Annotated in this window: 21 protein-coding genes; 2 read left to right on the top strand and 19 right to left on the bottom strand. The window is 42.2% G+C overall.

What is annotated here, in order from left to right; translation table 11 throughout:
* Positions 1-5 precede the first annotated feature (5 nt).
* A complete protein-coding gene (locus tag ABIE66_RS08250) occupies positions 6-1,676 on the bottom strand; it encodes a DAK2 domain-containing protein (protein WP_370014384.1) in 1,671 nt (556 codons plus the stop codon).
* Between the two features lie 18 nt (positions 1,677-1,694).
* On the bottom strand, positions 1,695-2,057 hold the full coding sequence (locus tag ABIE66_RS08245) for an Asp23/Gls24 family envelope stress response protein (protein ID WP_289324360.1): 363 nt from the start codon (positions 2,055-2,057) through the stop codon (positions 1,695-1,697).
* A 253-nt stretch (positions 2,058-2,310) separates the two neighbouring features.
* Between ABIE66_RS08245 and rpmB the strand changes: the two genes are divergently transcribed.
* Entirely contained in the window at positions 2,311-2,499 is a 189-nt protein-coding gene (gene rpmB / locus ABIE66_RS08240) for a 50S ribosomal protein L28 (RefSeq protein WP_034313767.1), read from the top strand.
* Between the two features lie 206 nt (positions 2,500-2,705).
* Here rpmB and spoVM read toward each other — a convergent pair whose 3' ends face one another.
* The 17 genes from spoVM to ABIE66_RS08155 all read right to left on the bottom strand — a co-directional run bounded on the left by spoVM (position 2,706) and on the right by ABIE66_RS08155 (position 20,733).
* Entirely contained in the window at positions 2,706-2,786 is an 81-nt protein-coding gene (spoVM, locus tag ABIE66_RS08235; RefSeq protein WP_034313769.1) for a stage V sporulation protein SpoVM, read from the bottom strand.
* 122 nt (positions 2,787-2,908) lie between these two features.
* Positions 2,909-3,562 carry a thiamine diphosphokinase gene (locus ABIE66_RS08230; RefSeq protein WP_289324359.1) on the bottom strand — a complete coding sequence of 218 codons (654 nt, stop codon included), beginning with the start codon at positions 3,560-3,562 and terminating at the stop codon, positions 2,909-2,911.
* 102 nt (positions 3,563-3,664) lie between these two features.
* On the bottom strand, positions 3,665-4,312 hold the full coding sequence (gene rpe, locus ABIE66_RS08225; protein ID WP_289317195.1) for a ribulose-phosphate 3-epimerase: 648 nt from the start codon (positions 4,310-4,312) through the stop codon (positions 3,665-3,667).
* Position 4,313: 1 nt separating this feature from the next.
* Positions 4,314-5,195, bottom strand: coding sequence for a ribosome small subunit-dependent GTPase A (rsgA, locus tag ABIE66_RS08220; protein WP_289317196.1), 882 nt, complete (start codon positions 5,193-5,195; stop codon positions 4,314-4,316).
* A 23-nt stretch (positions 5,196-5,218) separates the two neighbouring features.
* A complete protein-coding gene (pknB, locus tag ABIE66_RS08215; RefSeq protein WP_370014383.1) occupies positions 5,219-7,249 on the bottom strand; it encodes a Stk1 family PASTA domain-containing Ser/Thr kinase in 2,031 nt (676 codons plus the stop codon).
* Between the two features lie 5 nt (positions 7,250-7,254).
* Positions 7,255-8,004, bottom strand: coding sequence for a Stp1/IreP family PP2C-type Ser/Thr phosphatase (locus ABIE66_RS08210; RefSeq protein ID WP_370014382.1), 750 nt, complete (start codon positions 8,002-8,004; stop codon positions 7,255-7,257).
* 4 nt (positions 8,005-8,008) lie between these two features.
* Positions 8,009-9,103 (bottom strand): dual-specificity RNA methyltransferase RlmN, encoded by a 1,095-nt coding sequence (gene rlmN / locus ABIE66_RS08205; RefSeq protein WP_289324356.1) that lies wholly within the window; start codon positions 9,101-9,103, stop codon positions 8,009-8,011.
* Complete coding sequence (gene rsmB / locus ABIE66_RS08200) at positions 9,103-10,455, bottom strand: 16S rRNA (cytosine(967)-C(5))-methyltransferase RsmB (RefSeq protein ID WP_370014381.1); 1,353 nt, start codon at positions 10,453-10,455, stop codon at positions 9,103-9,105. Before rsmB ends, rlmN begins: the two co-directional genes overlap by 1 nt.
* On the bottom strand, positions 10,442-11,401 hold the full coding sequence (gene fmt, locus ABIE66_RS08195; RefSeq protein WP_370014380.1) for a methionyl-tRNA formyltransferase: 960 nt from the start codon (positions 11,399-11,401) through the stop codon (positions 10,442-10,444). Before fmt ends, rsmB begins: the two co-directional genes overlap by 14 nt.
* Positions 11,398-11,883: a peptide deformylase gene (gene def / locus ABIE66_RS08190; RefSeq protein WP_370014379.1), complete on the bottom strand. Its 486-nt coding sequence runs from the start codon at positions 11,881-11,883 to the stop codon at positions 11,398-11,400. Before def ends, fmt begins: the two co-directional genes overlap by 4 nt.
* Positions 11,884-11,978: 95 nt before the next feature.
* Positions 11,979-14,390 (bottom strand): primosomal protein N', encoded by a 2,412-nt coding sequence (gene priA / locus ABIE66_RS08185; protein WP_289324352.1) that lies wholly within the window; start codon positions 14,388-14,390, stop codon positions 11,979-11,981.
* A 6-nt stretch (positions 14,391-14,396) separates the two neighbouring features.
* Entirely contained in the window at positions 14,397-15,605 is a 1,209-nt protein-coding gene (gene coaBC / locus ABIE66_RS08180) for a bifunctional phosphopantothenoylcysteine decarboxylase/phosphopantothenate--cysteine ligase CoaBC (RefSeq protein WP_289324351.1), read from the bottom strand.
* A gap of 263 nt (positions 15,606-15,868) precedes the next feature.
* Positions 15,869-16,075: a DNA-directed RNA polymerase subunit omega gene (gene rpoZ / locus ABIE66_RS08175; RefSeq protein WP_101224607.1), complete on the bottom strand. Its 207-nt coding sequence runs from the start codon at positions 16,073-16,075 to the stop codon at positions 15,869-15,871.
* Positions 16,076-16,078: 3 nt separating this feature from the next.
* Complete coding sequence (gene gmk, locus ABIE66_RS08170) at positions 16,079-16,693, bottom strand: guanylate kinase (RefSeq protein ID WP_034313809.1); 615 nt, start codon at positions 16,691-16,693, stop codon at positions 16,079-16,081.
* Positions 16,694-16,703: 10 nt separating this feature from the next.
* On the bottom strand, positions 16,704-16,967 hold the full coding sequence (remA, locus tag ABIE66_RS08165; RefSeq protein ID WP_034313813.1) for an extracellular matrix/biofilm regulator RemA: 264 nt from the start codon (positions 16,965-16,967) through the stop codon (positions 16,704-16,706).
* 54 nt (positions 16,968-17,021) lie between these two features.
* The gene (locus ABIE66_RS08160) at positions 17,022-17,897 is read right to left on the bottom strand and encodes a YicC/YloC family endoribonuclease (RefSeq protein ID WP_289324350.1); all 876 of its coding nucleotides are present in this window, start codon (positions 17,895-17,897) and stop codon (positions 17,022-17,024) included.
* A 157-nt stretch (positions 17,898-18,054) separates the two neighbouring features.
* The gene (locus tag ABIE66_RS08155) at positions 18,055-20,733 is read right to left on the bottom strand and encodes a calcium-translocating P-type ATPase, SERCA-type (RefSeq protein ID WP_370017000.1); all 2,679 of its coding nucleotides are present in this window, start codon (positions 20,731-20,733) and stop codon (positions 18,055-18,057) included.
* A gap of 405 nt (positions 20,734-21,138) precedes the next feature.
* On the opposite strand from ABIE66_RS08155, the gene ABIE66_RS08150 reads away from it, so the two are divergent.
* A complete protein-coding gene (locus ABIE66_RS08150) occupies positions 21,139-22,860 on the top strand; it encodes an Rqc2 family fibronectin-binding protein (protein ID WP_370014378.1) in 1,722 nt (573 codons plus the stop codon).
* The last annotated feature ends 34 nt before the right edge of the window (positions 22,861-22,894 follow it).

The raw sequence follows: 22,894 nt of genomic DNA, 5'->3' as shown, positions 1-22,894 counted from the left end.
TCAACTTATTCAATTGAAAAAATAAAAGAATATAAAGGTTGTTTCCCATTATGGACTTCAACTTCAACGTCCTCGAAATTCTCATTACAAAACGCAACAAGACCTTCTACTTCTTCTGTTGTTGCATCTTCTCCATATAAAATGGTAAGGATTTCGGAATCTTCATCAATCATATCGGAGAGAAGGTCTTTTGCCGCTTGAGTCATGTCTTTATCCTTCACTTTGATGGTTCCTTCAGCAATTCCCATGAAGTCCCCGGTCTCAATTGCAAGACCGTCTATGTTGGTATCCCTGACAGCATAAGTAATCTGGCCCGTTTTCACATGTGAAAGGGCTTCGATCATCGCTTTTTTATTCTCTTCAGCATCAAGTGAAGGGTTGAAAGCCAACAATGCCGCCATTCCCTGTGGTACTGTTTTCGTTGGAATAACAGTCACATGATCACCAAGTACATCTGCAGCTTGATTGGCCGCCATGATGATATTTTTATTGTTAGGCAAGATGATGACATGATCCGCATATGCCTCTTCGACAGCCTTAACAATATCTTCTGTGCTAGGATTCATCGTTTGTCCGCCTTCGATGACGGACTTAGCGCCGATGCTTTTGAATAACTCGCTTATGCCAGCACCCATCGCTACGGACACTACACCATACTTCTCTTTGGTGGACGGTTTCGTTTGAAGCGGTGTATTCGTTTCACCTACGATCGCAGTATGCTGTTCACGCATATTATCGATTTTCAGTTTGATTAAACTACCGTATTGCTGGCCATAATTCAGGCACGTGCCAGGCTGTTCAGAGTGAATATGTACTTTGACGACTTCATCATCTGAGATGACTAATAAAGAATCTCCGTATTCACTTAAATCATTTCGGAATTTTTCTTCATCGAACGAATTATTGGCAAGTTTCTCACTTTCCAATCGGACCATGAATTCCGTGCAGTAACCATATACGATATCTTCCGTGTTCATATGCCCTTGTACGTTCATGTGATGTTCGGCACTGATCATGTCATCCATGCTTGGTCCATTTGCAGATCGGACTGGAAGGGCTTCCCCTTTAAGCTCAGCAAGGAAACCTTCATAAACGAACACCAACCCTTGCCCGCCACTGTCAACGACCCCCACTTCTTTTAAGACTGGAAGTAGCTCAGGAGTGCGTTTTAATGAAGCATTGGCTTCCGTAACGATTTCTTCCATTACCTGAATAAAGTCTTGGTGCTTTGATGCTGATGAAACCGCTTGCTTGGCTGCATCTTTTGCAACCGTTAAAATGGTTCCTTCAACAGGTTTCATTACCGCTTTATAAGCTGTCTGAACCCCTGCTTCAAATGCTTGGGCAAATTCCTCACTATTGATTTCCGATTTATGTTCAATCGCTTTAGCAAAACCGCGGAAAAGTTGCGAAAGGATAACACCTGAATTGCCGCGTGCACCCATTAGCAGTCCTCTTGATAGGGATGTACCCACTTTCCCGATATGCTCCTGGACGTTATTTTGCACTTCCTTCGCTCCGGAAGTCATCGATAAATTCATATTCGTTCCAGTATCTCCATCTGGAACTGGGAAAACATTCAAAGCATCAACCATTTGGGCATTAGCCGCTAAATGGTTGGCACCTTGAATGATCATTTCTGCAAAGCGCTTTCCGTTTAAACTTGTAATTGACACAAAACTTTCCTCCTATACTTAAGGGTTCGTCACACGAACTCCCTGTACAAAAATGTTAACGGAATCAACAGCTAATCCTACAGTTTTGTCCAGAGTGTATTTTACCTTTGATTGCACATTATGTGCAACTTCCGAGATTTTTGTTCCATAACTTACGATAATATACATATCGATATGAACTTCTTCCTCTTCTTGACGGACTATTACACCCTTAGTAAAGTTTTCTTTTCTTAAAATTTCGGCAATGCCGTCTTTAAATTGTTTTTTGGAAGCCATTCCTATAATTCCGTAGCAATCCACAGCTGCGCCGCCTGCTACAGTAGCGACAACATCATTAGAGATATCAATTTGTCCATATTTCGTTTGTAATTCGATAGACATTTTCTTTTCCCTCCCAAAAAATCAAGTCAACTAAAGACATTTTACTATAATGTCCATGGTTTTAAAAGTAAATGTCATACGGCACTTTATATATTTCAATTTTCAAGTAGGTATGTCAAGGTTTTTTTCTTGAAAGTAATGAACTGAAGTATTGCATTCTATCGGTAGGTATGATAAATTATTAAAGTATTTTACAAAGACTTAAGACGACTGCGAATAACTTAAGCTTGTTGTAGTTAGGAGGGAATTTAACATGGCACGTAAATGTGTAATCACTGGAAGAAGAACTCGTTCTGGTAACAGCCGCTCTCACGCAATGAACGCTAGCAAGCGTACATGGGGCGCTAACCTTCAAAAAGTACGTATTTTAGTTGACGGTAAACCTAAACGTGTATACGTTTCTGCAAGAGCTCTTAAATCGGGCAAAGTAGAACGCGTATAATGTTACGGCATCCTCTTAGGATGCCTTTTTACTTGTAATGGCCTGCATTTTAATGGGGATGGTTTTAATTTCGTTGATAAGGTACAGTCTGCATCAGGAAAAGAAGTCATCTCCCATTAATGGATGGCCAACCCCCTATCATTCCCCCAGAAATCCCGAAAAAAATAACACCTCCCTGAATTTGAGAGGTGTCATGGAGATAAGTATCAGCCTTTTTTAAACGCTCCGAGCATAGCCCTTACCAAACTGCCCAGAACTTTTGGCAATTTAATCGTATAAAATTTCATCATGCCCCTCCTCTTTGCATCCCACAAATAAAGATGAAGTGGAATTTTTCTATTACAACATAAGCTTTTAAGCGGATATAGGATGATCGTAATTATATCCGAATCTGCTCTAAGCATGAATTTTAATCACTGCTTCTTATCACCATTAATATGCCTTTCTCAAATGAAACATTCCCAGATTCGGAAATTAGTTCATTGCTGATGCAAAGCGTCGAACCTATTTCCAAGCTTGCATCACTCAGAGGGTATTTGAAACCCGAAAGTGTAATGCCGGTGACTTCTGCCGTTACAGGGAGCAATGACAGGTATTTCTTATCTTGCAAAGCGGTGACTTCATATGCCCCCGCTGTTTTTACTGTAAATATATTTTGCTTATCAACTATGTATATATCAATGTCACCATGATAAGGGAGGACACTTTCTTTTTGGAGCAGCTGGATATTACCAAGAAAATGGTCCATTCTTCCTCCTGTAGCGCCCAATATGTGAATTTCACTTGGTTTTTTCCCTATTGCCCATTTAAATGCGATTTCTAAATCGGTTTCATCCTTTTCCGATGAATATAAATTGATTTGTTCCAGCCTTTGCTCAATTTTCTTGTATTCACTTTCCGAAACTGAATCAAAATCCCCAAATCCGCACTTAGGTTCGATACCTTCTTCAAGCAATGCCCATACTCCCCTGTCAACCCCGACCCATAGATCAGTCATCTCTATATACCTTGTTAAATCTGGCCAAAAACATTCCGGACCTCCAGCCATTATACTAATAATCATCGTAATCATCCTTTTCTATGTATATTCATATACAAGATGTTTTGTATAATTGATAAAAAAAGCCGATCACTATCATTTGAATACGATAGTGTCGGCTTTATATCACTTTCCCCGAATCTTTTGAATCGCTGCGTGTCGATCTTCTTGATTATATATTGCCGAGCCGGCCACTAGGATTGTCGCCCCTTGTTCAATACATAGTTTAGCCGTTTCTTCATTTACTCCACCATCAATCTCTATTTCTAGATTTTGGTTATGCATTTCTGCCATCGCCTTCACTTCAGCAATTTTGGGCAGTACGGATGAAATGAACTTTTGCCCGCCAAAACCTGGGTTAACCGTCATCAGTAATACCATGTCAATATCTTCGATTATGGGTTGGATCAAGGAAGCCGGAGTGGCTGGGTTAAGCACCACGCCAGCCCTTACACCAAAAGATTTAATCAATTGGATTGTCCGATGCAAATGAGTGCATGCCTCTACATGTACAGTTATATAATCGGCTCCAGCTTTCGCAAACGCCTCGATATAACGATCAGGTTGTTCGATCATTAAGTGAACATCCAGCGGAAGCTTTGTCACCGGCCGGATAGCGTCTACAATCAGGGAGCCTATCGTAATATTCGGCACGAAATGCCCATCCATGACATCTACATGGATTAAATCCGCTCCGCCCCTTTCAACATCAATGATTTCTTCTCCCAATTTTGCAAAGTTAGCTGATAAAATGGATGGTGCGATTTTAACCATTTTAATACCTCGGCTTTCTATCTCTAATTTCTTCTAAGAATTGCATATAGTGTTCATATCGATAATGTGGAATTTCCCCTGTCTCAACCGCTTCCTTCACAGCACACTTCGGTTCTTTATCATGCAGGCAAGCCCGGAATTTACAGTCTTCCCCATGCTTATGCATTTCCGGGAAGCAATAGGATAACCGTTCAGCTTCCATTTCCATGAATTCAAGTGAACTGAATCCTGGTGTATCCGCGACAAGCCCAGAGCCAATATGAATCAATTCAACGTGGCGTGTCGTATGCTTCCCACGTCCTAGGTGTGACGAAATATCATCCGTCTTTAAAGCCAATTCAGGATTGATCGCATTCAGCAAGGACGATTTCCCAACACCTGACTGACCAGCAAATACACTCGTTTTCCCTTCTAAATACGGCACTAGTTCTTCAATGCCTCCAGCGGTAACTGAAGATGTCTCCAGTACAGTATAGCCAAGTTTCTGATAGTCCTTGATATACTGAGACAGTTTCTTTTGGTTTTCAGAAGTAACCAAGTCAAGTTTAGTCACGACGATAATGGGTTCGATTTCGTTATCTTCGATAAGTACGAGAAATCGATCAAGCAATGCTGGACTGAAATCAGGTTCCACTGCCGAAAAGACTAGGATGGCTTGGTCTACATTTGAAATTTGTGGCCGGATCAATTCATTCTTTCGCGGTTTTATTTCGGTCACGGTCCCATCCGTTTTATTTTCCGCTTGAAAAACAACATAATCACCTACAAGTGGCGTCACCTTATTTTTCCTGAATACTCCCCGTCCGCGGCATTGATAGACTTCTTCACCTTCAAGGACATAATAAAATCCACTTAATGCTTTGATAATTTTTCCTTCGGGCATAACCACACTCCTAATTATTAAATTTATTCTGGATAAGAGACGGCTTGGTCGATGATGACCTGATTATCACGCATGACTTTATATCCTGCTTTCTTATCTGGGGAAACCGTTAATTCGATCGTTCGCTTGGCATCCTCCACGATAAAGAATGATTCTTTAGGCTCCGTCATGCTATTGTTGATATCCTCTATGAAGATTTGGATCTTTTGCGCTTTGCCTGGTTCAACCGGGTCATACTCGATTTTGATTTCCTCCGTCACATTCTTAGGAGGAATCTCTTCTTTCCCTTTCGAAATGACCACTTTCACCGTACTGCCCTTTTCCACCTTCGTAGTAGGTTCTGGAGACTGGGAAATGACAAGCCCCTCTGCAACGGAATCGTCATAAACTTCTTCTTCCACATCGATCTTTATTCCACTTTCACTGGAATAATCATTAAGGCCAGCTTCATTGAACCCTGTTAAGTTCTTCAAGCTCAATAGGTCTTCCCCTTTACTTACCGTTAGCTCAAGCTCCGTTTCAGATGGTACGATTTCAGTGGCACCAGAAGGCGTTTGTTCTATGATCGTACCGGCAGCACTGTCATCATATTTTTCGGTCACGCTTATGTTTTTAAAACCCATTTTATCAAGCAGGGATTTTACATCTGAGTAATCCCGTCCTTCATAGCTGGACAATGAAATCGTTTCTTTACCAATACTTTGATAAATATCGATTTCTGCTCCGGCCTTGACCGTCTTACCTTCTTTAGGATTGGTTTTGATCACAAGACTCGCTTCAACCTCTTCATCTTCAATCTCAATCGTGTCTCCGATGACCAAATCCAATTCAAGTAATTCAGTAATGGCATCATCCAATTCTTTCCCTTTTAGGTCAGGGATCGTCACTTCCTTGGAAACAAACAAAGAAGGTAATAAAAGAGATGTACCAGCAATCAGGGCCAGAACTAAAAAGGTGGTCACCAAAATGGCAGGCATTTTCTTTCGTTTTTTATCTTTTTGTTTCGACTTCGTTTTTTGTTTTTTCTGTTTCTTCTGTTTCTTCTGTTTCTTTTTCGATTTACTCTCTACTTCTGATTCACTTTCCCCATCATCCGAATAGACTAAAGTATTTTTTTCAGGCCCCCTAATGATTGTCTCATCGATGCTTGAAAGCTGATCATCCGTGATGACGGGGATGGCTTTTGTTGCATCATGATCTTCAGGAATCGCAAAAGGAAGTTCATTCGAACGCTCAGGATTAAGTGACGTCCGCATGTCATCTTCCATTGAGTCTACGCTCTCATAGCGGTAATATGAATCTTTGGCTGTCGCTTTCAAGATAATATTTTCCACACTCTGAGGTATTTCAGGGTTCCAGCGTTTTGGCGAAGGAGTTTCCGATTGTAAATGTTTAAGAGCTATCGAAACGGCTGATTCACCCGAAAAAGGCAATCTCCCCGTCAGCAATTCAAACATGACGATGCCAAGTGAATAAATGTCCGATTTCTTATTGGCCATCCCGCCTCTGGCCTGTTCCGGAGATAAATAATGAACTGACCCTAGGACTGCATTAGTCTGAGTTATGTTCGTTGCACTTAGGGCCAGTGCAATTCCAAAGTCCGTAATCTTGACGGTTCCTTCTTTATCAATCAGAATGTTCTGTGGCTTGATGTCACGATGGATGATCCCATTATGATGGGCATGAGAAATTGCTGCCGTGATTTGCTTCATGATATCCAATGCTTCATCAACTGGAATTGGAAAATATTTTTGTATGTATTGCTTAAGTGTAAAACCGTCCACGTATTCCATTACAATATAATAGATGGAATCTTCTTCACCAACATCATAAATACTTACGATATTGGGATGGGCCAAACTGGTTGCCGATTGAGCTTCCCGATTGAAGCGCTTGATGAACTCTTCGTCATTATTAAAGTCCATGCGAAGGATTTTCAATGCAACATCCCTATCTAAAATCATATCCCTTGCAAGGTAAACATTTGCCATACCGCCGCCACCGACCATCTGGATCAGTTTATAACGGCCGTTGATTCTTCTACCAATCAACATTCAATTCACCTGCTTTCACTTTCTTCAGTAAATTGAACAAGCACAAGGGTGATATTATCTTCCCCACCGTAGTGATTGGCCTTATCTATTAATGAAATTGCCTTTTCTTCAAGTGGCTGCCCATTGGTTACAGTTTCTTCAAGTTCCTGTTCATTCACTTTATTCGTCAAACCATCCGAACAAAGCAATAGTAAATCATTTTCTTCGAAAATGACCGTCGTAATGTCCATTTCAACTTGCATTTCTGTCCCCAAGGCTCGTAATAAAACATTTTTTCGTGGGTGGTTCTCAGCATCTTCCTTCGAAATCTGCCCAGAACGGACCAATTCGTTAACAAGTGAATGATCTTCCGTGACCTGCTTAAAACCGCTCTCATTATACAAATAACATCGGCTGTCCCCGATGTTGGCAATGGTAGCAAACTTATCGGTGCAAATGGCAGCAACAACCGTGGTCCCCATGCCCTTACATTCCGTATTCGCTTCGGCATGTTCAAAAAGCAACTGATTGACCAAGAAGATTTGCTGTTTCAGCCAATCCTCGGCATCATTTGCCGTATCGATCCCGCGGGACACTTCCCAGCTCTTTTTCAAAAGGTCTATCGTCATTGCACTGGCTACATCCCCGGCACGGTGGCCGCCCATGCCATCTGCAACGATGGCAAGGCGAACGCCTTCCGAGTTCTTAAAAATTCCGCCATTATCTTCATTATGCTGGCGGACTTTTCCACGGTCTGTTTTAAATATTGCCCTCATAGGATCACCTCGTCTCTTCTTTGCGCTCCTTGGCCCGAAGCTGGCCGCAGGCTGCGTCAATATCACTGCCTTGTTCCCTACGGATCGTTACATTAATGCCGCGCTTTTTCAATGTTTTTTCAAACTCAAAAATTTGGTCCCGAGGTGTACGTACATAGTTGCGTTCAGGTACATAGTTAACCGGTATTAAGTTGACATGGCATTTTATCCCGGTTATCAAATCCGCTAATTCTTCGGCGTGTTCCACTGTATCATTTTCGCCGCCGAATAGACCATATTCAAAACTTACACGGCGCCCTGTTTTTTCTGTATAATATTTGATGGCTTCAATCAGGTCTGGCAGTTTGTAGGCCTTGTTGATCGGCATCAATTTACTTCTCAATTCCGTGTTCGGTGCATGAAGGGAAACAGCAAAGTTGATTTGCATGCTTTCTTCTGCAAACTTATAGATTTTAGGAATGATTCCACTTGTGGAAACCGTAATATGACGTGCCCCGATGTTCAAGCCCTTTTCATGATTTATATTCTTTAAGAATGACATCATATTATCGTAGTTATCGAACGGTTCACCGATTCCCATGATAACGACAGAACTAACACGTTCTTCCACTTCGTCAAGTGCTTGCTGAACTTTAACGACCTGGGCAACAATTTCCCCCGATTCAAGATTTCGCTTTAATCCGCCAAGTGTTGACGCACAGAATGTACAGCCAATTCTGCAGCCTACCTGTGTCGTCACACAAATGGAGTTTCCGTATTCATGGCGCATCAGCACCGTTTCAATCGAATACCCATCATGGAGTTCAAATAAAAACTTCATGGTTCCGTCATTGGACGTTTGCTGAATCAAAGTTTTCAATGTAGTGAAGGTGAATTGTGATTCCAGCTTATCCCGTAAAGATTTCGAAAGGTTGGACATATCTTCAAAACTGGAAACACGCTTTTTATAAAGCCAGTCATATACTTGATCGGCCCGGAATGCCTTCTCACCATTTTCAATGAGCCATTCTTTAATTTGGTGTAGCTCCAATGAATAGATTGATGGTTTTTCTGGTGTTGTGTCTTTTCTTACTCTTGATGATTTAGTGATTTCTGCCATTACAGCACCTTCTTTCTAAAACTCGCAATAAAGAATCCGTCACTGCTAAAATATTGCGGAAAAACTTGCAGCGTATGACCCTCGATAAATGGCTGAACGCTTTCAGGCATTCTTGTAGACAAGGTTGCATCGCTTTCAAAATCAGGATGGCTTTCCAAAAATGCTGCAGCGACTTGGTCATTTTCTTCTTTATCCACCGTACAGGTACTATATACTAACCGTCCGCCTTGCTTTACGAGCGGGGCAGCCGCTTCCAATAATTGTTTTTGTATGCTTGAGAGTTTCATTATATCATCTTTTGTTTTTGTATACTTAACATCAGGCTTCCGGCGCATGACTCCCAATCCGGAACATGGTGCATCGATCAGGACCCTGTCAAACCCTTCCTTATTAAAGTGTTCTTGCACTTTTCTGCTATCGAGGGCCATTGTCTTAATATTGTTTCTGAGTTTCAGGCGCTCCGCCTGCTCTTTAATGAGCTTGACCTTATGTTCATGAAGGTCAAGTGCATATACTTGTCCAGTGGTCAAGCCTTCTGCGATATGTGTCGTTTTCCCTCCGGGTGCAGCACAGCAATCGAGTACAGCATCATTTTCATTTGCACCTAATGCATGGGCGACAAGCATCGAACTTTCATCCTGAATCGATAAATATCCCAATTTATAACTTTCTGAATGAGCAAGATTACCTTTATAGCTGACGATTGCTTCGGGAACGACTTCACTCGCTTCAACATCATATCCTTCTTCCGTTAATATGCTGATTATTTCACTGCGTGAAATCTTCTTTAAATTTACCCGTCCCGTCTGTAATGGTGCAGTTAAGTTGATTTCACACATTTCCTTGGTTTTTTCATAACCAAATTGCTCTACCCAACGCTTGACCAACCAAATTGGATGACTTACTTCGATGGAAAGCCGCTCCAGATCATCTTTGATATCATCAACGGAAGGAACACCATTTCTTTGAATATTACGAAGCACGCCATTGACCATTGAAGATGTACCCTTATGTCCACGCTTTTTGGAAATTTCAACAGCCTCGAAAATGATTGCATGATCTGGCACTTTATCTAAATAGACCATTTGATAAATGGAAAGTCTAAGTAAATTGATTACCCAGCTTTGCGTTTTTTTAGGTTGTTTAATATACGGTTTCAAATAGTAATCCAAAGTCATCTTCCGCTGTATGGTACCGTAGCTTATTTCTGTAAGTAAACCGCTGTCCACACCGGATAACTGGTGCTTGTTAATCAAGTTGTTCAGTAATAGGTTACTGTAGGATTGGTTTTTCTCTACAGATTCCAAAATATCGAGAGCGATTTCACGTACTCCCTTTTTAGTTTGCTTCATTCTGTTCTCCTAACTTCATGCCTGCTTTAATGAACGACCCGGCTCCGCGCAAGTAATCTTTCGCCGGCATTTTTTTCTTTCCCGAAGGCTGCAGTTCAGTAACTAGTATTGCCGTCTCATTACCTGTCGAAACGATGAAACCATCATTTTGCACATCAATTATCGCGCCCGGTACGGCCAGATTGCTATCTTCCAGTTTCTTTGCCTGCCAAATTTTTAAAATGGATCCGTCCAAGGTTGTATACGCAACAGGCCAAGGATTCAGGCCACGTATATGGTTATAGATGTCTTCTCCTGATTTCGACCAGTCGATTTTTTCCTCCGACCGTTTAATGTTAGGCGCAAAAGTCGCTTGATCCTCATCTTGCTTGATCGCCTGTAACTCCTGATTTAAAAGTTTCGGCAATGTCTCTGCTAGTAAGTCGGACCCTATCTTGCTTAATTTATCATGCAGTGTACCGACATTATCTTCTTCCCCTATGGCTACTTCGGCCTGAGTCAATATATCCCCGGCATCCAATTTCTCCGCCATATACATGATGGTTATTCCAGTTTTTTCTTTCCCCTGTAAAATGGAATAATGGATGGGCGCCCCTCCACGCAGTTCAGGAAGAAGGGAGGCATGTACATTAATGCATCCGTACTTAGGTGCATCCAACAATTCATTCGGAAGGATTTGTCCGAAAGCCGCCGTCACCACTAAATCAGGATTCAATGCAATGATCTTTTCAAGTTCTTCTTTTTCACGGATTTTTTCGGGCTGATAAACGGGAATCCCCTGCTTTTCGGCTTCGACCTTAACTGGCGGCGGCGTTAGCACCTTTTTACGGCCAACTGGACGATCGGGCTGTGTGACGACAGCAATCACGTCATACCCTTCATCAATGATTCTTTTCAATACCGGCACTGAAAAGTCCGGTGTTCCCATAAAGATGATTTTTGTCATTCTTCTTCAAACCTTTCTAACTCTTCTTCCGAAATATAGCGGGAAACCTTACTTGTAAATAAAACTCCTTGCAAATGATCGATTTCGTGCTGTAGGGCCCTTGCGAGGAAATCTTCCGCTTCTATCTCGAAAAAAGATCCTTTTCGGTCTTGCGCACGGACTTTGATGCGGTATGGTCGCGATACTTCACCATATAAACTCGGGAAGCTCAAGCATCCTTCAACACCCGTCTGTTCGCCTTCCACTTCCAGCACTTCTGGATTAATCAGTTCGATTGCACCTGATCCTTCCTCTATTTCGACGACGGCCACTTGCTTTTTCACGCCAACCTGAGGTGCTGCAAGCCCAACGCCATCCGCCTCCACCATCGTTTCGTACATGTTATTTAACAGCTTTGCCAATTTCTTATCAAAACTTGTTATTTTATCGCATTTTTGTTGTAAAATTTTTTCAGGAAACAAGACAATCGGTAAAATAGCCAAAATTAAAGGTAACCTCCTAGATATGAAAAACAACACTTCATTATATAAAAACGCAAACTTGAACAGCTCGCGGTAATCATCCATCGCCTAAACAATTACATCATGATCTGTGGATTTAAATCTATTGAAATCTGCAGATGATTTTGAGCCGTTTCTTTTTGATAATGCTCTAAAAGTGTACGTAAATGCTGATTAAGGTCCGGCTCTCGTCTGTATTTTATCAGACATTGATAACGATATCTATTGTTGATTCGACTAATGGGTGAAGCAACGGGACCGAGAACGATAGAATCCCGATTCAATCGTGAGCCTAAATAATTGGTGATTTTTTCAGTGACACTCACGGTCTTCATTAAGTCTTCATGTGAAACGGTTATAAGGACAACGTAATAATATGGAGGGTAATGACTTTGCCTGCGCAGATGCATCTCCCGTTCATAAAAAGCATCATAATCCTGCAAGGCAGAAAGCTCGATGCTGTAGTGCTCAGGCGTATAGGTTTGGATGACCACTTCTCCCGGAAGCTGATGACGTCCTGCCCTTCCGCTGACCTGTGTCAGCAGCTGAAATGTCTTTTCCGAAGAACGGAAATCAGGCAGATGGAGCATCGTATCCGCTGAAAGGACTCCAACAAGTGTGATATTAGGAAAATCAAGGCCCTTGGCAATCATTTGAGTGCCTAGCAATATATCGGCCTTCCCTTCACCAAAGGCATTCAGCAACCGCTCATGTGAACCCTTCTTACTCGTCGTGTCGACATCCATTCTTATTACCCGTGCATCAGGGAGGATTTTCGCAAGCTCTTCTTCAACCTTTTGAGTGCCTGTACCGAAGAACCTTATATGTTCACTTTCGCATTCTGGGCAAACGGAAGGCATTCCCTCTTCAAATCCACAATAATGGCATTTCATTATATCATTAAAGCGATGATAGGTGAGTGAAATGTCACAATTAGGGCAGTTGATGACCAATCCACAGCTTCGACACATCACAAAGGAAGAATGTCCCCGTTTATTTAGCATCAAGACGGTTTGCTCCCCCTTCTCAAGCCGGTCTTTCAGCTTGGTGAAGAGCAGCTCCGAAAACATGGAACGATTCCCGGTCCTTAGTTCTTCCCTCATATCTACAATATCGACTGCTGGCAATGCATTTTTATTCATCCTCTGGCTAAGGGTCAGTAATTTATAAACGTTTTTCTTGGCTCGAGCAAAAGATTCAAGTGTCGGAGTGGCGCTACCAAGTATAACCGGACACTTATATGATTTTGCTCTTTCAATTGCAACGTCCCTGGCATGGTACCTTGGCGTTTCTTCCTGCTTATAACTGGATTCGTGCTCTTCATCAATGATGACCAGTCCCAGGTTTTCAAACGGAGCGAATACGGCTGAACGTGCGCCCACCACCACTTTTACCTCTTTACGGTGAATTTTCCGCCATTCATCATATTTTTCACCTACGGATAAACCGCTATGCATGACAGCAACCTGCTCCCCGAATCGTTCCTTGAACCTCTTCACCGTTTGTGGCGTCAAGGAGATTTCAGGTACCAGCATGATGGCTTCCTTCCCTTTTTCAATGACAGAGGCAATTGCCTGCAGATACACTTCCGTCTTCCCGCTGCCGGTTACACCATATAAAAGGAAAACATCATGTTCATCATGATGTATTTTCTCATGGATGGGCTTCAAGGCAGCCGCTTGTTCATCCGTTAAAGTAAAGGGATTGGATTTTTCGAACACACGGTTCTCATAAGGGTCACGGTATATTTCCTGATCCATTTCCGCCAAGGCCCCTTTTGACACTAGGGCTTTGACCGTACCGCTTGATGTATTGATCAATTCAAGCAATTCTTTTAACGGAACGGGCTCTTGATGTTCTATAAAGTATTGAAGGAGTTCCTGCTGTTTTTTTGCATGACTGGAAATGGACGACGCCATTTCTGTCAGTTCCTTAGAGGAAAGCAAAGATTTAATGACACGGACGGTCTTCTTGTTAAGACGGTTTTTCACATTATACACGAGCTCTAGATTGCCATTTTGTATTTCCTTTTGAAAAAGGGAGGCATTCTCCCCTTCTATCACTTCTTTCCAAGATATTGAATCGTTCTTTCCGAAAAGATTTTGAATGAAGGGCGGGAGCTGATTCTTTTTATCTTCTATGACATTGATCACTTTTTCATATTTCGCTTTCATCGCTGCCGGAAGCATGGCCTGAAGCGCTGAAATTTTAAAACACATGGCCTCTTTGGTCAACCAGTCACCAAGCTTAAGCAATTCATCATTAAGGATGGGCTCCAAATCCATTGGTTCTTTTATATAGCGTAATTTCGCAAAGTCGCTTTCAGCTTTTAAACCGGTGATGAATCCCTGCACCATTCTTGGACCGAATGGCACGATGACTCGCATGCCGGGCTTAATGACTTGGTTCCACTTTTCAGGTATGCGATAGTCAAATTCTCGATCCGTTTGTTTAGCAGGTACATCCACGATGACGGATGCAATATCCATAAGACATCATTCCTTTTGCATGCGAGATACTTCTGCCAGGATGCTTTTAGCTATATCCGCTTTACTCATTTTTGGAAGTTCGGTAGCACTTCCATCTTTATCGTAAATGGTCACGATGTTCGTATCCGTTCCAAACCCTGCCCCTGCGATGGTAACATTATTGGCAACGATCATATCTGCATTCTTTTTCACTAATTTCCCTCTTGCGTATTCTTCAACGTTGTTGGTTTCCGCCGCAAATCCCACCAAGATCTGATGGGTTTTATTCTCACCGAGTTCCTTAAGGATATCCTTTGTCCGTTCAAATTCAATCACATTTTCCCCTGGCTGCTTTTTCATCTTTTGAGCATGAAAAATCTTCGGTTTATAATCCGCCACCGCAGCCGTCATGATTACGACGTCACTGGTATCGAACTGATCGAATACCTCATCGTACATATCTGCTGCCGATTCCACAGGTATTACTCTAGCCTTGGAAGGTGGCATCAAATTCACTGGGCCAGTAATCAATGTCACCTCAGCGCCCATTTCAATTGCCTGCTCAGCTAGGGCATAGCCCATTTTCCCACTGGAATGATTCGTCACGTAACGCACCGGATCAATTGCTTCACGAGTCGGTCCTGCCGTTATCAAATATTTCTTTCCCTTTAGTGGCTGAGGCTGTGATTTCCGTTCACCGAAATAAAGATTGAGCTGTTCGACAATTGTTTCCGGTTCCTCCAATCGTCCCTTCCCTACATAACCGCAAGCCAAATACCCTTCACCCGGTTCAATGAATTGATATCCGAACGTACGAAGTGTCTCCATGTTTTTCTGAACCGCTGGGTGGGCGTACATATGGACGTTCATTGCCGGCGCTACCCAAACTGGTGCCTCCGTTGCCAGAAGTGTGGTCGTGATCATATCATCCGCGATGCCATTGGCTACCTTGCCAATGACATTCGCTGTAGCTGGAGCCAAAAGTATGATGTCAGCCCAATCAGCCAAGTCGATGTGGGCAATGACTGAAGAATCCTTCTCATCAAATGTATCTGTGTACACATCATTTCTCGAAAGTGCTTGAAAAGTGAGCGGCGTCACGAACTTACGTGCCGATTCACTCATGATTACTTTAACATGCGCTCCTTCCTGAGTTAATTTACTTGTCAGGGCAGCAGCCTTATATACAGCAATCCCGCCGGTGACACAAAGAAGTACTTTTTTATCGATAAGCATGCAAATTTCCCCTAACTATACATTCTATTTTTATCAATTATGAAGCATAACAGAAGAAATTTCATTTGAAATGCGCAATAAATATATGGATTTCCGTAAACAATCCATCTCTTTCCCCGCTAGATCAATTCTTCCGTTACTTTTGAAAAATCAAAACAAACAGGCCTGACACCTTGGCCGCAGGAAGGAAGCAACTTTCCAAATGTAACGCATCCTGTTTGCTTTAGGGTGTCAGGCCCGATAGGTCAAGCTTATGTGTTCTCTTAGTTTTCTTCGTAAGAATTATCGTAAGTCAATTTACCTGAATGAATTTCTTCAAGGGCACGACCTACGGATTTATGGGAGACCGGTTTGGTTATAAGGCAATTATCTTTAATTTGCATTTCCCTGGCACGTTTAGCTGCCACTGATACAAGCGAGTATTTTGAATCGATTTTAAGTAATAGTGAATCAATTGATGGATATAACATAGTTTATTCCGCCTCCAACATTTTTTTATATAAAACAGCAACTCTTTCCCGACGGCAATGCTCGGCAATCACAATTGCATTAATTCTAGCACATGCGGCATCCACATGATCATTTTCTACAACATAATCATAAAGATCCATAAGTTCTATTTCTTCCTTGGCCACTTTCATCCGACCTTTTATCGCTTCCTCCGTCTCGGTTCCGCGAGTAACGATGCGGCTTTCAAGCTCAGTCAAGCTTGGAGGAGCAAGGAAAATGAAAAGTCCTTCAGGGAATTTCTCCCTGACCTGTTTAGCTCCTTGAACTTCAATTTCCAGAAATACATCTTTTCCGGAATCAATTGTTTCACGGACATAATCCACCGGTGTTCCATAATAATTACCGACGAACTCAGCATATTCCAGCAATTTTCCTTCTTCGATCAGTGCTTCGAATTCCTCGCGTTTTTTGAAGAAATAATCCACTCCGTCCACTTCTCCATGGCGAGGCAGCCGTGTCGTCATCGAAATTGAATATTCAAATGCCGTTCCAGGCTGGGAAAAAATCGCCTTCCTTACTGTTCCTTTACCAACACCGGATGGACCGGACAAAACGATTAATAAACCTTTTTCTCTCATATTGTTTCAGTTACCCCTCTTCTACGCTGTCATCTCTATCTTGAAGCCGTGCGGCAACCGTTTCCGGTTGAACGGCAGATAAGATGACATGGTCGCTGTCTGTAATTATAACGGCCCTAGTTCTTCTACCATATGTAGCATCTATTAAGGATCCGCGGTCTCGGGCGTCTTGGATAATCCTTTTAATCGGAGCCGATTCAGGGCTCACGATGGATACGATCCGGTTTGCGGAAACGATATTCCCAAAACCAATATTAATGAGCTTAATTGACATTTTTGTCCCCCATTCATATTCTATTGTCACCTTGTTAGGTTCATCATAAACCGACTACTCGATATTTTGAACCTGTTCCTTTAATTTTTCAAGCAGACTTTTCATTTCCACCACTTCTTTGGTAATGGCCGAATCATTTGCCTTTGATCCAATCGTATTGACTTCCCTGTTCATTTCCTGAACAAGGAAGTCGAGTTTTCTTCCAATTGGTTCACTATGGGTAAGCGTCCTTGAAAATTGCTGTATATGGCTTTCGAGTCTGGTCAGTTCTTCATTTATATCACATTTATCAGCAAAAATGGCCGCTTCCGTCACAATACGGCTATCTTCAATCAATCCCTCCGTCAACTCGGCTAGCTTGATTTCCAAACGGGCTTTATATTTCCCGACGACTGAAGGTGCATAGTTTTTGACTCCTGCAACAATCTCACCAAACTTTTCAAGCTGGTGTTTCATGTCCAAGGCCAGTTCCTGACCTTCCAGAGTCCGCATTTTTTTTAGATTTTCCAATGCCCCCGTAACAGCCTTCAATAACAGGGATTCCAAAACTACAGGAACCGCAGGTACTTCTTCCGTCACGAAAATCGACTCAAGTTGCAGCATATCCTGTAATGTAATGGAACTTTCCAGATTGTATTTTCCCTTGACTTCATCCATCAAACCCACATATTGATCAGCAAGATCCCAATCGATCTTCACCTTTTTGGAAACCAGGCTCTCACCTTCCACAGTAATGAAGATTTCCACCCGTCCCCTTCTTATGTATTGATTCGCCTTTTTCTTCACCTTTTCTTCCAAAACCAAAAGCTGGCGCGGCATTCGAATCGTATATTCACAAAAACGATGGTTCACTGTCTTAATTTCGGCAAAAATCTTGACCTGTTCGTTTTCCGCTTCTTCTCTTCCATAGCCCGTCATACTGGTAACCATGGTTCCACATCCTATCAAACATAATGTAGTAATTTGACGTTTACATTCATTTATATAATAGCTACAGCACGAAAACTTTAGCTTACAAATAAAATACTACAAAAAAATAAAAAGGCAATAGAGCAAGACTCTACCACCTTAAAGATTATATCATATTTCATTGTGCTTTTCTTGCTAAAAAGGTTCCAGCCAGTAAAAAAGTTGGGATCGATGCCATTCCTATTACCAATAGCCAATCCCTTCCCGAAATCGGTACCGTATGGAAGATTGTTTGCAAGGGCTGCACATACATGACGGCAAGCATTAATAATAGGGAGGACAGTACCGCCCCGACTAGATATAGGTTACCGAATGGGTTTCTCGAGAAGATCGAACGTTCACTTCGGCAATCGAAAACATGTATTAGTTGAGCTAATACCAGGGTAGCGAATGCGATTGTTTGTGCATAAGCAAGGTTATCCGGATTTGAACGGTATACGACATAAAATGCTATCAATGTAGAGATCCCAATCAGAAAACCGCGTGAGATGATTTTCCAGCCAAGCCCTCTTCCGAAAACACCTTCGTTAGCATTTCGTGGATTTCTTTTCATTACATCTTCTTCTGCCGAATCCAAGCCCAACGCCATCGCAGGCAGTCCGTCCGTAACAAGGTTTACGAATAAGATCTGGATTGGTATCAAAGGCAGTGGCAAGGCACATAGCATCGCAAAAAACATGACCAAAATCTCCCCAACATTGGAGGCAAGCAAATAACGGATGAACTTCCTTATGTTTTCATAAATATTCCTGCCTTCTTTGATGGCCGATTTAATGGTGGCAAAATTATCGTCAACCAAAATCAAGGAGGAAGCTTCCTTAGCGACATCAGTCCCCGTGATACCCATGGATATACCGATATCCGCTGATTTTATCGCAGGTGCATCATTGACACCATCCCCTGTCATTGCAACGACATGTCCTTTATTTTGCAAGGCTTTTACTATTTTTAACTTATGTTCCGGGGAAACGCGGGCAAATACCGAAACACTTTCAACAACTTCCTCAAGTTCCCCGACTTCCATGTCCGCCAATTGCCGTCCTTCAAGTACACGGTCTTTTCCTTTTAAAATACCAAGTTCTTTAGCTATTGCCTTTGCGGTTATGACATGGTCGCCAGTAATCATGACAGTTTTGATCCCGGCATCCCGGCATTCCTTAACTGCCTGCTTCACTTCCGGACGTGGGGGATCGATCATGCCCTGCAGTCCCATGAAGGTTAAATTGTGCTCAGCTTCGGTTTCATGAAGCAAAATCGTTCCTTTTGAAAGGGGTTTATAACCAACGGCAATCATTCGAAGTGCCTGTGAGGCAAGCTCATTCATGTCCTGTTGCACCCTTTCCATACTCCTCTGATTCAATATTTCCGACTTTCCTTCCCAAAGAATCGTGTCGGACTGGGCGATCAATACGTCAGGGGCCCCTTTTACGATGACGAAATGATTATCTTTTTCATCCTTCACTATGACACTCATCATTTTGCGGCTCGAGTCAAATGGAAACTCCTTGACTATCGTAAACTTCTTAGACAAGTGTTCCCTCGTCAAACCCGCTTTCATGGCTGCGACCAACATCGCCCCTTCTGTCGGATCACCGTCCAATATAAACTGTTTACCATTCTCGTTTAACTCAGCTTTGTTACAGAGCATGCCGAAAGTAATCATTTGAAGCAAGGCATTATGGTTTTTCGGGGCAACTGAAACTCCATTTAAAGAAAACTCTCCGACAGGATTATAACCAGTCCCGCCGACATTCCAAGTTTTTCCTCCACTCCAAACCTTCGTCACTGTCATTTTGTTTTGTGTCAGTGTACCTGTCTTATCTGAGCAAATCACCGTTGCGCAGCCAAGCGTTTCTACGGCAGGAAGCTTGCGGACTATCGCTTTTTGTTTGATCATACGCTGAACGCCTAAAGACAAGGCTACGGTCACAATGGCTGGCAAGCCTTCGGGAATCGCTGCAACAGCCAAGGATACCCCGGCCAAAAACATCGTATAGAGGTCATGCCCTTGAATGACGCCAGTCAGGACCACGATTACGGTTAATATTAAAGCCGTGACGATCAAAATTTTCCCTAGCTGCTCCAACCTCCGTTGAAGAGGTGTTTCTTTTGTTTCTGCAGTCTGCAGGAGGTCCGCAATCTTGCCCATCGCCGTGTTCATACCTGTAGCGATTACGATTCCGACTCCATTTCCTCTTGTAACCATCGTTCCCATAAAAGCCATATTTTCCTGATCACCGATACCTTCGACCTCATTCATCAACGGATCGGAACATTTAACGGCGGGAAGAGACTCGCCGGTAAGTGCAGACTCTTCTATTTCAAGGCTTGAATGGTCGATGATCCGTAAATCGGCACCAATTCGGTCACCGCTCGAGAATTTCAGGATATCCCCTATAACGACTTCTCTTGAAGGGATTTTCAGCCATTGGCCATCCCGAAGAACGTTAACTTGCGGCGCTGCCATTTCCTTTAGGGCATCCAGGGATTTTTCTGCCTTCCGTTCTTGAAAAAACCCAAGTAATCCATTCAAAAAAACAATCGCCATGATGGCAATCGCATCGATATATTCACCTAATATCCCTGAGACCAATGTCGCGGCAAGTAAAACTATGACCATGAAATCTTTGAATTGGGCGAAAAATAAAAGAATGGCAGACTGTTTTTCTCCTTCCTTCAATTCGTTAAAGCCATGCTTACGCAGCCTGTCCTTTACTTCATCATCGTCCAAACCGTGTGTAACGTTTGTTTGAAGCGCTTTCTCCATTTCTTGATTATTCATTTCCTTGAACTCCATCAAGTATCACACATCCCTTTGAATAGAATGAAATAGGCTCCTGTATACATCTCAACAGGCGCTCTTTGCTTTACTCATCCAACACCTGCCTGCTTACCGATACATAAAACAACCTGCTCTTCTTCCATGATTATTCAGACTCGTCCAAAATAATGCTATAATTAAACAGAATTGCGGAAAGAAGAACGATTCGGATAATATAATGAATGAACGACCGCCATTAATGATGAATGGTCTAAATTTGCAATTAATCTCAGGAACCTAACAAAAAGCATCCATTCAATATACCTGAACTGCAGCTTTTCACCCAGTTCGCTACAGCTATAATGGACAGCCCTGATGCATTGATAACGCCTAGCAAAATGAGTATCTTAGAAAATCTTATGTAAAGGAAGTAAAAATAGAATGTCATTTGATGGATTATTTACGAAAGCGATGACGGAAGAAATCGCTTCTTTATTAAAAGGTGGACGAATCAATAAAGTACATCAGCCTTATAAAAATGAAGTAATACTGGTTGTTCGTGCTGGAGGTAAGAACCATAAGCTCTTATTATCGGCACACCCAAGTTATTCAAGGGTGCAATTGACCGAGGAAAGTTATGAAAATCCTAAAGAAGCACCCATGTTCTGCATGCTTCTTAGAAAGCACCTCGAAGGCTATACGATAGAAGATATTTATCAGTATGAACTTGATAGGATGATCATTTTTGAGGTGAAGGGCCGCAATGAGCTTGGCGATGTCTCTCAAAAGCAATTAATCATTGAAATTATGGGGCGTCACAGCAACATTGTTTTAGTCGATAAAGAACGGAATATGATTTTAGACAGCATTAAGCATGTTTCCCATGCCGTGAACAGTTATCGGGCGATATTGCCAGGCCAGGAATATAAGGTGCCACCCGCACAAGCAAAGGATAATCCCTTCAATGCTACTGAAGACGATATTAGGAAGAATATTGACTTCAATGCAGGAAAACTAGATCGACAGCTTGTTGCCCATTTTTCAGGAATTTCACCATTGGTTGCAAAGGAAGCCGTTTACCGGGCTGGATTAGCCAACAGCACCACCCTTCCATTAGCTTTTTCAGGCCTTATCCAAGAAATCTCGGAACATAAATATGCTGCGTCGATCAAACAAGATGGCAATAAAGAAGTTTTTTATATGCTTTCACTAGAGCATCTAACAGGAAAACAGCGTACGTTTTCTTCATTAAGCGAGATGCTCGACCGCTATTATTTCGGAAAGGCAGAACGAGATCGAGTTAAGCAAAAGAGTCAGGATGTAGAACGTTTCATTTCCAATGAAATCGAAAAGAACTCAAAAAAAATCGGCAAGCTCGAACGTACATTAAAAGATACGGAACGGGGAGAACAGTATCAATTATTCGGTGAACTGCTTACAGCTAATCTATATCAAATGAAAAAAAGCATGAAGGAAATCGAAGTCGTCAATTATTATGATGAAGAACAGAATACGGTCACCATTCCGCTTGACCCCTTAAAAAATCCATCCGATAATGCACAAAAGTACTTCTCTAGGTACCAAAAGTCCAAAAATGCAGTCGGTGTCGTTCAAGAACAAATTGAAAAGACAAAATTGGAATTGGCCTACTTTGAAGCCTTGCATCAGCAGCTCCAATCAGCTTCACCCAAAGATATAGAGGAGATTCGCGAAGAACTTCAGGAAGAAGGGTACATTCGGCAAAAAAAGAAAAAAGGCATGAAAAAGCCTGCAAATGCAAAACCGCAGCTTGAAACATATTATGCTACGGATGGAGATCTCATTTTTGTCGGAAAAAATAATAAACAAAATGATTATCTAACGAATAAGTTTGCACGCCGTGATGAAATATGGCTTCATACCAAAGATATCCCTGGATCCCATGTTGTGATTCGAAATGAATCACCAAGTGAAAAAACGATAAAAGAGGCAGCCGTATTAGCAGCTTTCTTCAGTAAAGCAAAGCAATCGAGCTCAGTGCCCGTTGACTTCACACAAGTTCGCCATGTTAAGAAACCGAATGGCTCAAAGCCCGGTTTCGTGATTTATGAGCAACAGCAGACCGTATATATTACACCAGATGCCGATATCGTCATTCGCTTAAAGGAAGCGGTAAAGGATTGAATGGTATATAAATAAATAGAGGTGGCCCAATCCT

The sequence above is a fragment of the Peribacillus sp. B2I2 genome (assembly GCF_041261685.1).
GTDB lineage: Bacteria > Bacillota > Bacilli > Bacillales > DSM-1321 > Peribacillus.
The sequence above is the reverse complement of the archived record's forward strand: the minus strand, read 5'-3'. Positions and strand labels throughout refer to the sequence as shown.